The following is a 9,842-nucleotide window of genomic DNA, read 5'->3' as shown; positions in this document are numbered from 1 at the left end:
ATGTGAAAAGCTTCATTGAAGGCAAACCCGCAGCCGCGCCATTTATCACCATGAAGAAAGCCGACAAGGTTGCCCGCCTACATGCCCTGTTCAACAACGAAGTGGACCGCAACGGCCTCTCAGCCGAGGTTAAAGAGCGTATCGCCGCTTGGGTGCCTGATTGCCTTACCACCCGCTACAACGCACCACAGACCGAAACCAGCCAAGAAGGAAAGGAGGACAAACTCGCAGCTTGATCTATGATCAAGCCCGTCCCGTCGCGATCTCCTAGAGACTGACAGCTCTGTCGCGACGGGACACACTTGAATTGATCTCTATGAGATTTGATGCTATAAAGTAGCCTGTAGGATACTTTTAAATGACGATAATTCGAAAAACCCTTGTATTTGATAATTGGTTTAAAAACCTCAGAGACACAAGAGCAAGGATCAAGATTCAAATCAGGCTTGATCGTTTGGAATTGGGGAATGCTGGCGATGTGAAGCCGATTGGTGACGGTATCAGCGAAATGAGAATTCCCGAAGGCAAAGGCTATCGGGTTTATTTCGTGAATAAAGGCAATATCGTCATTATCCTTCTTTGCGGAGGAGACAAGTCTAGCCAGTCAAGAGATATCGCAAAAGCGAAAAAAATGGCGAAAGAGGTGGACTAGAAATGGTTATCGAAACAACTCCATATGATGTTTGTGACTATCTGAACTCTGACGAGGAAATCAAAGCGTATCTTGATGAAGCCTTAGCCAGCAATGACAGTAAGTTGATTGCTCACGTGCTTGGAAACGTAGCAAGAAAAATAGGTATGAAAAAAATTGCTGAGACAACGGGCCTGTCACGCGAAAGCCTTTACAAGTCGCTTAGTGACAAAGGAAACCCAGAGTTAGCGACCATTATCAAGGTTTTGAATGCTATCGGCCACACGTTGAAGACAGACGATTTTAAGCAAGCCTCTTAATAAAAAGAACCCCTATCGCGGCCTTTCAGGCGCGATGCTTCCCCTTCCGATCCTTGCGATCGGAGGGGGGGCTAAAATCCCCATTTCAACCCGCAACGATCACAGCGTCAAAAAACCTTGCTAAACAGGAACCAATGGTATGGACCCCGCCGCCTTCAATCGACGATCCTGCTAGGGTCAGATTTAGGATAGGAGAAATACCATGGAAATTGTACGCGTTGGTTTGGACTTGGCAAAGAATGTTTTTGAAGTGTGCGTTATCGCAAATAGTAGAGGGGGCGGAGTGCAATTTGTGACATGATCCAACTTGGACTGATGGTCATGAACCTCAAAATATCTTGTGGTATCGATTGAACATCAAAGCCCGAGTGCTTTGTCGAGCAGCAGAACCATGTTTACACCGACACTGAAACCGTCATCTGGGTCTCCGGAATAGGATGGATTTTCAAAGGTGTTGACGTTCCATGTATAGTTAGCCCACGGCTGAACAATTGTGTTGCCTGCCAACATGAAGTTGGCATCCACGCCCATCATGAATTGATCCGGACCTACCGTGTAAGTGCCGGTGTTTTGTGCTTCCAGATAGGATTGTTCATCGTCTGTCAGGTGGTTCCAGGCAAATTTCAGCGAATAGCTATCAAACGGCCGGCTTTCAAAAGGACCTTGCAGAATGACGCCAGCATCAACTTCGCTGCCTAGTCCAAAACTGTTATCCTGATCAAACGATGCATACATGCTCGCATACAGACTAAGAGAGGTCGATGTCGGCGTTTCATCTTGGCGCCAGACCGTCTGTCGGCCACCAATATAGATGCCACTTGTGCCGTCATGTTTCTCACCAGTATTGGGATTGGTTTGTTCGGCGTCGTTGTAATAGAGCATTGCCTCGTAGCGTTTTGGATAGAGATCCGTTTGCGCAGTTGTTTCATAAACCAGATTGGCGAGATAGAGGCTCGAATTGGGATCAACAATTTTAGCGCCATTCGGTGCAGTTACGCTGCCGCTCCATCCTTCCCAACCGGTCGAGAATGGAAATGCCGAGTTGTCGCGCCAGAAGCCGACTTGAGCGGTCCATTCAGGCGTCAAATCATAAGACGCACGCGCACTCCAGTTGGAATAAGGAGGAGGATTCATGCCAACCCCATCCTGCAAACTGGCGCCTTGGCAAAGAAATGACTGATTGCACAATGCCTTGCCAAAATAGTTACCGGCGTTATCAACACCAAACGCTGCTTCAAAGCGATCATCGAACAACTTCTGTTCAAAAGTCAGCTGATTAAGATGCCACTGCTTTGGAATGTAGGGTCCAGAGTGGCCAATGAAGGAGTCGCCTGCGGCTGCGCCAAACGTTCCGATATTAAAAGGATCTGGCACATACAGTGATTGGAAACGGACTGTTGAGCCAGGAAGCCCAACCAGTTTTTCCAAATCTGTATCAAAGCCGAGATTAAATATCGTCACTCTTTCATGCTTACCGGTCTCTTGCCCCATTGAGGGATTGGCAAGAAGAATGTTGAGCATGCTGATCCGTGGTGTGATACCGACCTCGTGCAGCTTTTCGCCCAGAGGGGCAAGCGGCCCCGGAACACCAGGACCATTGAGGTAATCCACCAAGCCTGAAAAGATGCTGGGAGAAGATGTCTCCACGTTATCATCGGCCGCCAGTGCTTGTGTAGCACCCAGCCCGACAACGCAACCAAGCGCTGCGCAAGTCGCAACAATATGGCCGGTTTTTCGGAATGTTTTCTTGTCCTGAGTGCGAACAAATTTAGAGCTAGTTCTAGCCACCGGAATATCCTCCTTTACCGGAAATTCGACTGGAGCCAAGGAGGTAAAAACCTCCCGACACATCAACGAATACAGTCATTTGGCGCCTGCCATTTAGGCGCTCAAATGTTCAATTTGCGAATTAAGACAAGGTACCAGTGGAGACATGAAGGGTGAAATTCTTATATTTGAATCAGTTATGTCATTTAGACATAAGCCGGTTTTTCACTCGGTTAACCAGCCGACGTTTGCAAATGGCTTGGCTGATACGCCCATAGCGCTCCAACCACAAGAAAGACGGCATATGTGATTACAAATGCCGCCTTTCATTTTGCTAAAATCAATAGATTTTCATTTGCCTAGGCAAAGATATTTACTTGATTTCGTCTTCTTCCTGACCGCCGCCAATCCGGGGACGAATGACCTTGCCTTTTTTCTCAGCAGCTTTAACCAGTTCCGCTTCTTCCTTGGCCCATTCCCAATAACCGATCTCATGTGGGGAATGTTCTGTTGCAGTCACAAACATTTCGGTTGCAAAAGCGTTGCGCAGTTCGTTGGAGATGTCTTCTTTCCAAGGTTTGCGCAGCTGTTGAGTGGTCATGCGGCGGGTTACACGAGTACCGGTGCGCATGATCAATTCGGCGATTTCCTGAGCGCGATCATAACAAGCTTCTGTGTCGTCACAGATCTCGTTGACCATACCAAGCTGCAGGGCTTTACGAGCGGTGATGATTTCGCCGGTCAGTTCTGCATAGGCAAAACGCTTGCGGCCCATCAGTTCGCGCCAAGCAATCTGGATACCATCACCTGGGACCATATTTACACGATAGTGCATTTCAGTGGTCCATGCATCTTCGGTACAAAGGGTGATATCGCTAAAGAGAACCAGATCGGTATGGAAGGCCGCGCCATTCCAAACACCAATGGTTGGGACTTCGATGTCGAATACCTGACCTTCGATGTCATTGGTGCCATCGTAATACTGATATTCATACATTTTCCAAGCTTCTTCCGGAGCGGAAGCAAACTCGGTAGACGGCAACCATTCACCGTCCTCACCAATCCGGCCGATGCCTTCAAACAGGTTGTCACCTGTACCACCCAGAATGATAACTTCGTTTTCCGGGTCACGACCGGCCCAGTTGAAGAAATAATGCAGGCCCTGATGCAAAGGAGCGCCCCACTGGATTGGACCGCCATTGGTGTGCATGCGGGCTTCGAGAATGCCGTTTTTCCGCTTCATGGTGAAGCAATGCTTCAGGCGTTCTGCATATTCCTCAAGTTTCATGTGTGGAATTGTGCCCAATTCCTCGTGTGACATCTCTTTGCGTTTGTTGTGATCTGATTCAAAATTGGCTTTGATTACCATTCCAATTACTCCTTTTGGAAAACCGAGTTTTACGAGCGCAATTATTTCGGGAAATGAGGTCCTCCCAGCGCCATTAGAAACCAAGCGATGCGCAAGCTTTTCTGCTTGCTGTGAAGGCAAAATATCATTTGCTTCAAAGGGATAGAAATTCTTTTTCATTTTTCGGCTATGTTGAATTGCTATAACCAAGGCCATTGCCGTGTACGGGAGCAACGGGCATTCGAGATCGCGTCTGCCAACGCAACGTCTAAGTCGTTTCTAATTTTTGAAGATCAAAAATGGGGCGCTGATGGGCCAAATGCAGTGACCGCGAGGCCATTGCCTCGCGGAAATCATGGTTCTTTTGTTTATTCAACCGGTGTTGGATCCACCAGCCAATAGAGGATCATGGTGATCACACCAATGCCAACGAGCAGAGCGTAAGCACCGGTATAACCACCCAGATAATTCAATCCAAAAGCAAGGATCGAGAAGGCAAAACAACGCACCACTGATTGAATGGGAGACACCACACCAAATGCTTTGGCAAAAGCTTCGCGGGGATATTTCCCGGCAACAACGGAAGTCGTCAAATTGGTGGCACCACCCAGACTGAGACCGATCATCACAAGCGACGCCCAAAGAAGAATTTCATTGCCGTTGCTGATCATGTTCAACACAATGGCAACAATCCACCAAACCTCATAAACAATCAGGGCCATTTTGGTGCTGATTCTCTGAGCAAGCCATCCCCAGACAGGAGACCCGATTGTCCCTATCAACGCGGAAAGGCTCATGTAGAAAATTGCGGTGTTTAGATCATAGCCCATGGAAATCAACCGAGGCACCAACTGGCTCAAGACGCCGACCAGAATGATATACACTCCACCTGCACCCAAACCGAGTAGCCAGATATCCTTGCTGCGCAGCAATCCCGCGGTCGACAGATCTACAGCTTTGCTGGCACCGGCAGCAGCACTTTCTGCTTTGGCTTGGCTTTTTATAAGCTTCGCTTGCCAGTCGGGGTCGTTATCGGGATAGCAGCCGATCTCTTCAGGTTTGTTTGTGGTGAAAATGGCGATCAGAACAAAAACAGCCAGCAAAATCGCGGACATTCCGGCAAAGCCGTATTGACTGCCAAAGATGCCAAGAAAAAGCACCAACACAGGCACGTAGAAGGCCGAAGACAGGCTCTGCCCCACGGTGGTCCAACCAAAGGCAAGATCCTTCTTCATGGGGAACCAGTTGGCGACCAGCGCCGGTCCGGCAATATAGGCAAAACCGGAGCCGAAGAACGCCACCCCCGAGAAAAAGATCACGAAAGCCGTTATCGAGCTTGCCCAACCCAATGCGGCATAGCTAATCGCAGCAAAGAAAACACAAATCAGGATGGTGAATTTTGCTCCCCATTTTTCCGTCATCTTGGCGCAAAGATAACTGGCAGCTATTCCGGCCCATGATGCAGGAGTTGCCCAAAGCAGCAATTGTGCGTAATCGAGATTATATTCAGCAGACAAGGTCGGTAACACCACATTCAAACCATGGGTTACCAATCCCGCCCCCACCCAGAACAACATGCCTTGAAAGAAAATCACCATCCAGTGACGTTTGCCAAAGCCGGATTTTATCGTCGACGCCGACACTCCCGACCCACCTGCGGGCTGCTCCGCAGTCAATGCTCCAGACTCCTCAGTCATCGCCTGTCTCCCAATAGCGCCCACTGCAAAAGCCGCGGCCTATTTGAGGATTCCGGCGCAAACATCCTCGCCACACATACATAAAAAACCGGCTTACCTAGGCGACAATCCAGTCGCTCGGTACAGCAGGTCAGAAAAGAATTTGTCTTTGAAAAGCCGGCAGTTTCAGTGCTGCCGGTTGATCAATATGCCCAAGACCCATTTAGGGGGAATGACTGAGCCTTGGGCACATTGTTGAGGTCAAGTTATGGTTGTTGCTTGCCTCTGTTTTTGTCAGCCATCCCTCGGGCCTTACTCAGGCCTCCATGATTTTGAGATCATCCGAGATGCGCAGATTGGGCTCGATTTTGCTGGCGATATCCTCAGGAGAAACACCTTCGAGAATATCCGTCAGCACCAGCCCGTCAGGCGTGACATCAATCACCCCTTGTTCGGTAACGATGTGGCTGACACAGCCCTTGCCGGTCAGAGGGAAAGAGCATTCTTTCAAGATTTTAGGCGCGCCCTTTTTGGTGCACAGCTCCATGGCAATGATCACCTTGGGTGCACCGCTGACCAAGTCCATGGCGCCCCCCATACCAACCATGTAACCGGGGCGTGCCCAGTTGGCCAAATCACCGTTTTCAGCAACCTGCAGCGCACCAAGAACGGTGGCTGCCAGACGCCCGGAACGGACAATTGCGAAGGACGTGGCACTGTCAAAAGCACAAGCACCGGCAAGGGGGGTAAATTCCTGTCCGCTGGCGTTACAGAAATTCTCAACCTTGCGCACCCCTTGCGCCACCGGGCCAACACCAATCAGTCCGTTCTCGGTATGGAACATCACTGTTGGATCGGAATAGGTGGGACAGAGCGCGGGCATACCAATGCCCAGATTCACCACATCGCCAGCTTTAAAATAAGCGGCAACGCGCTTGGCAATTCGATTACGAATATCCATTTCAGGTCCCCTTATTTAGCCAAAATCATGTCAATGAAAACACCGGGCGTGACGATCCGGTCGACCCCGATTTCATCCACTTCCACCAGAAAGTCAGCATCCACAATGGCCAGATCGGCAGCTTGTGCGATCAAAGCATTGGTGTTGCGCGAGGTGCCGCGATAGGCAAGATTGCCCAACGGGTCAGCCATGCGGGAACGCACCAAGGCGATATCTGCGCGCAAGGCGGTTTCCAGCAAATACTGCTCACCTGCCACATCGATCAATTGTTTGCCGTCTTGCATGATGGTGCCGAGGCCGGTTTTAGTCAGAACGCCACCCAGACCGGAACCACCACAGCGAATCCTTTCCATCAAGGTGCCTTGTGGCGAGAATTGCACATCGATTTTGCCATCCTCGATCAAAGCAACCGTTTCTGTGTTCATGCCCACATGGGAGGCAATGACCCTGTCCACACGTTTGTTATGGACAAGCCGACCGACTGTTAAGTTGGCATCACCGGTGTCGTTAGAAATGAGCGTGAGGTTTTTGGCACCGCTCTCCAACACACAATCAATCAGATTGTTTGGCACTCCGTGGTTGGCAAAACCACCACACATGATGGTCTGGCCATCTTTGAACTGAGCGACAATCTCGTCGCGCGCACGTATTTTTCCAGTCATGATCAATCCCTGGTCAAAAGCACTGACACACCCTGCCCACCGCCGACGCAGAAGGAAATGACAGCATTGTTAATGGCTGAGTTGCGTTGCATCTCATAGACAGTTTTGGCGGTCAGGATTGCACCGGTACCGGCGAGCGGATGGCCAAGAGCCAAAGCGCCGCCATTGGGGTTAACCCGCTCAAGCGGCATGCCGATTTTCTGGATACAGGCGATGGATTGCGCCGCGAAAGCTTCGTTGAGCTCCCACAGGTCAATGTCGTTCACCTTGAGGCCCGTCTGCTTCATCAATTTATTGGTCGCCGCAATTGGACCAAGTCCCATCACATTGGGGTCGACACCTGCCGCGCTATAGCCACGGAAAACAGCCAAAATTTCAAGCCCGGCCGCTTCGGCCAATGAGCGCTCCATGATCACCATGGCTCCGGCGCCATCACTCATGGGCGAAGAGTTGCCAGCTGTTACCACACCATCACGGGTGAAGGCGGGGCGCAATTTGGCCAGTGAATCAACGGAACAATCTGCGCGTACTGATTCATCACGATCCACCATGATGGCCGGACCCTTGCGCTGTGCCACTTCGATGGGAACAATCTGCGCATCGAAACGACCATCCTGATAGGCGGCACTGGCCAAGGCGTGGCTGCGAACGGCAAATTCATCAAGCTGGGTACGCGAGAAGCCAAAACGTTCGGCAATATTCTCGGCCGTTTGTCCCATATTGACGTGGCCGATATGATCGGGCGCGGTATGGATGTCAGCAAATTTCGGCGGCGTCACCGAATAGGCCATTTCGCTTTTTTCCATCGGATAGGTGCGCCGAGAATCGCTCTCGACCCCACCGGCAACGATGACATTGGCAAAACCGGACATAATCTGCATCGCGCCATAAGCCAAAGCATTCAGCGAGGCCGCACATTGACGGTCCAGCGTAATGCCGGGAACCGAAATAGGTAGCCCCGCTTCAAGGGCAACCATGCGGCCCATATTGTTAATTTCGGCGTTCATCAGGTTGGCAAAAATCACATCGTCGATGCGTTCAGGATCGATACCTGTTCGTTTGACCGCTTCCTTGACCACTGCGGCACCCAGCATATGGGCGGGAACCGAGGCCAGACTGCCTCGACACCGGCCAACCGGGGTGCGCACAGCAGAAACAATGACTGCTTCTTTCATTACTTTTCTCCACCGTCCTCTAGACGAGACGGGCAATAGTCAGGCAGTGCCAAAGCAGCTGCCTGACTGAAACAATCAACGTTTCAATGGGTTAAGGCTGAGGATTGCACGGGCTTCTGAAGAACTAGCTGTCTCTTTGCCAAACACGCGGATGGCATCGGCAGCCCGTTTCACAAGCTGTTCATTGCTGGCTTTGACGCCCTTGGAGAAATAAATATTATCTTCCAGACCAACACGAATATGACCACCAAGTGCCAGTGTTGTGTAAAGGATCGGCATATGTGCCCGTCCGATACCGAAGGCCGACCAAGTGGAACCTTTCGGCAACTTGGATTGCAGATACAGCAGATTCTCCACCGTGGCAGGCATTGCACCCAGCACACCCAGACAAAGCTGATAGTGGACCGGTGCCTTGATTTTGCCTTCTCCGACAAAATAGTCAGCAACGCCCAGCATGCCAGCGTCGAAAATCTCGACTTCGGGTTTGACACCGCGGTCGATCATCGCTTCGCCCAATTCGCCCAGAAACTTGGGTGAGTTGGCAAAGATCCCACCAGGCATCCAGTTGAAAGAGCCTGCATCATAGGAGGCAATTTCAATACCATCGACCGTACGGACCGCTTCCATGCGCTGATCATCGTTGGCTCGATGATCTCCCGATGTAGTGCAGTTGATGACAACGTCACAATCATCATAAGCGCGAATAAGTTCAATGGTTTTGGCAAATTTCGCCGGGTCCATGGTCCCCAAACCCTCGTCATCCCGCATATGAAGATGAACAGCCGCGGCACCCGCCTTCCAACAAAGATATGCATCTTGCGCAATTTCTTCAGGTGTCAGCGGGATATTTTCGTTGGCATCTTTGGGGGTCATTGCACCGGTGAGTGCCGCCGAGATGATTACTTTATTCTGTATGCTCATATGACTCGCTCATATTGTTCCTGATGGATTGAAACTTGGTCAACTCATCGCGCACGACAAGAAACCATCCGGAAGTTTCTGCAGCTCAGACTATTGAAATTATTGAGTAATCTTGGGATAGATGACTGTTCCCATAGATCTGTCGCTCGTCGCGGTAAACATTTTTGAACACAATGTTCGTTTTCGCAAAGACAAATCGTTATGATTAAAACATCGATCAACCAAATAAAAATGGAATTTCCATCAACTTATACTTAATTGAACTTGAATTTAAATTTCCCGTAAGCTGTAGTTTCCGTTATGATTATTATAAAATATTGATATTGATAGTGGTAATTCTTTTTTGGCATTTGAATTATTTGCGCGTGGCATAACAAAACA

The 9,842-nt window shown here is 50.0% G+C and carries 10 protein-coding genes; 3 read left to right on the top strand and 7 right to left on the bottom strand.

Translation table 11 applies throughout. The annotated features are described in order from the left end of the window. From C0081_RS23220 to C0081_RS11260, 3 genes are all read left to right on the top strand, one after another. On the top strand, positions 1-236 hold a 236-nt coding region (locus C0081_RS23220), incomplete at its 5' end, for a hypothetical protein (RefSeq protein ID WP_180966851.1). Positions 237-358: 122 nt separating this feature from the next. Then, positions 359-652: a type II toxin-antitoxin system RelE/ParE family toxin gene (locus C0081_RS11265; RefSeq protein ID WP_101533934.1), complete on the top strand. Its 294-nt coding sequence runs from the start codon at positions 359-361 to the stop codon at positions 650-652. A gap of 2 nt (positions 653-654) precedes the next feature. Further along, positions 655-951, top strand: coding sequence for an addiction module antidote protein (locus C0081_RS11260; protein ID WP_101533933.1), 297 nt, complete (start codon positions 655-657; stop codon positions 949-951). 357 nt (positions 952-1,308) lie between these two features. Here C0081_RS11260 and C0081_RS11255 read toward each other — a convergent pair whose 3' ends face one another. From C0081_RS11255 to C0081_RS11225, 7 genes are all read right to left on the bottom strand, one after another. Beyond that, positions 1,309-2,739 carry a carbohydrate porin gene (locus tag C0081_RS11255; protein ID WP_180966850.1) on the bottom strand — a complete coding sequence of 477 codons (1,431 nt, stop codon included), beginning with the start codon at positions 2,737-2,739 and terminating at the stop codon, positions 1,309-1,311. Positions 2,740-3,091: 352 nt separating this feature from the next. Further along, a complete protein-coding gene (locus C0081_RS11250) occupies positions 3,092-4,087 on the bottom strand; it encodes an enoyl-CoA hydratase/isomerase family protein (RefSeq protein ID WP_101533939.1) in 996 nt (331 codons plus the stop codon). Between the two features lie 347 nt (positions 4,088-4,434). Further along, positions 4,435-5,763 (bottom strand): MFS transporter, encoded by a 1,329-nt coding sequence (locus C0081_RS11245; protein ID WP_101533931.1) that lies wholly within the window; start codon positions 5,761-5,763, stop codon positions 4,435-4,437. A 295-nt stretch (positions 5,764-6,058) separates the two neighbouring features. After that, a complete protein-coding gene (locus tag C0081_RS11240; RefSeq protein WP_101533930.1) occupies positions 6,059-6,703 on the bottom strand; it encodes a 3-oxoacid CoA-transferase subunit B in 645 nt (214 codons plus the stop codon). Positions 6,704-6,714: 11 nt separating this feature from the next. Further along, positions 6,715-7,365, bottom strand: a complete 651-nt coding sequence (locus tag C0081_RS11235) for a CoA transferase subunit A (RefSeq protein ID WP_101533929.1) — start codon at positions 7,363-7,365, stop codon at positions 6,715-6,717. 2 nt (positions 7,366-7,367) lie between these two features. After that, entirely contained in the window at positions 7,368-8,540 is a 1,173-nt protein-coding gene (locus C0081_RS11230; protein ID WP_101533928.1) for a thiolase family protein, read from the bottom strand. 75 nt (positions 8,541-8,615) lie between these two features. After that, positions 8,616-9,461 (bottom strand): beta-keto acid cleavage family enzyme, encoded by an 846-nt coding sequence (locus C0081_RS11225; protein ID WP_101533927.1) that lies wholly within the window; start codon positions 9,459-9,461, stop codon positions 8,616-8,618. Positions 9,462-9,842 lie beyond the last annotated feature (381 nt).

The sequence above is a fragment of the Cohaesibacter celericrescens genome, assembly GCF_002866925.1.
GTDB lineage: Bacteria > Pseudomonadota > Alphaproteobacteria > Rhizobiales > Cohaesibacteraceae > Cohaesibacter > Cohaesibacter celericrescens.
Note: the sequence above shows the minus strand (reverse complement) of the source record. Positions and strands in the feature narration are given on the sequence as shown.

Bases quoted from the DNA above. Each gene is read 5' to 3' on its own strand.
- C0081_RS11230 (WP_101533928.1), bottom strand. From the start codon at position 8,540: ATGAAAGAAGCAGTCATTGTTTCTGCTGTGCGCACCCCGGTTGGCCGG.
- C0081_RS11260 (WP_101533933.1), top strand. From the start codon at position 655: ATGGTTATCGAAACAACTCCATATGATGTTTGTGACTATCTGAACTCT.
- C0081_RS11240 (WP_101533930.1), bottom strand. From the start codon at position 6,703: ATGGATATTCGTAATCGAATTGCCAAGCGCGTTGCCGCTTATTTTAAA.
- C0081_RS11265 (WP_101533934.1), top strand. From the start codon at position 359: ATGACGATAATTCGAAAAACCCTTGTATTTGATAATTGGTTTAAAAAC.
- C0081_RS11235 (WP_101533929.1), bottom strand. From the start codon at position 7,365: ATGACTGGAAAAATACGTGCGCGCGACGAGATTGTCGCTCAGTTCAAA.
- C0081_RS11250 (WP_101533939.1), bottom strand. From the start codon at position 4,087: ATGGTAATCAAAGCCAATTTTGAATCAGATCACAACAAACGCAAAGAG.
- C0081_RS11225 (WP_101533927.1), bottom strand. From the start codon at position 9,461: ATGAGCATACAGAATAAAGTAATCATCTCGGCGGCACTCACCGGTGCA.
- C0081_RS11245 (WP_101533931.1), bottom strand. From the start codon at position 5,763: ATGACTGAGGAGTCTGGAGCATTGACTGCGGAGCAGCCCGCAGGTGGG.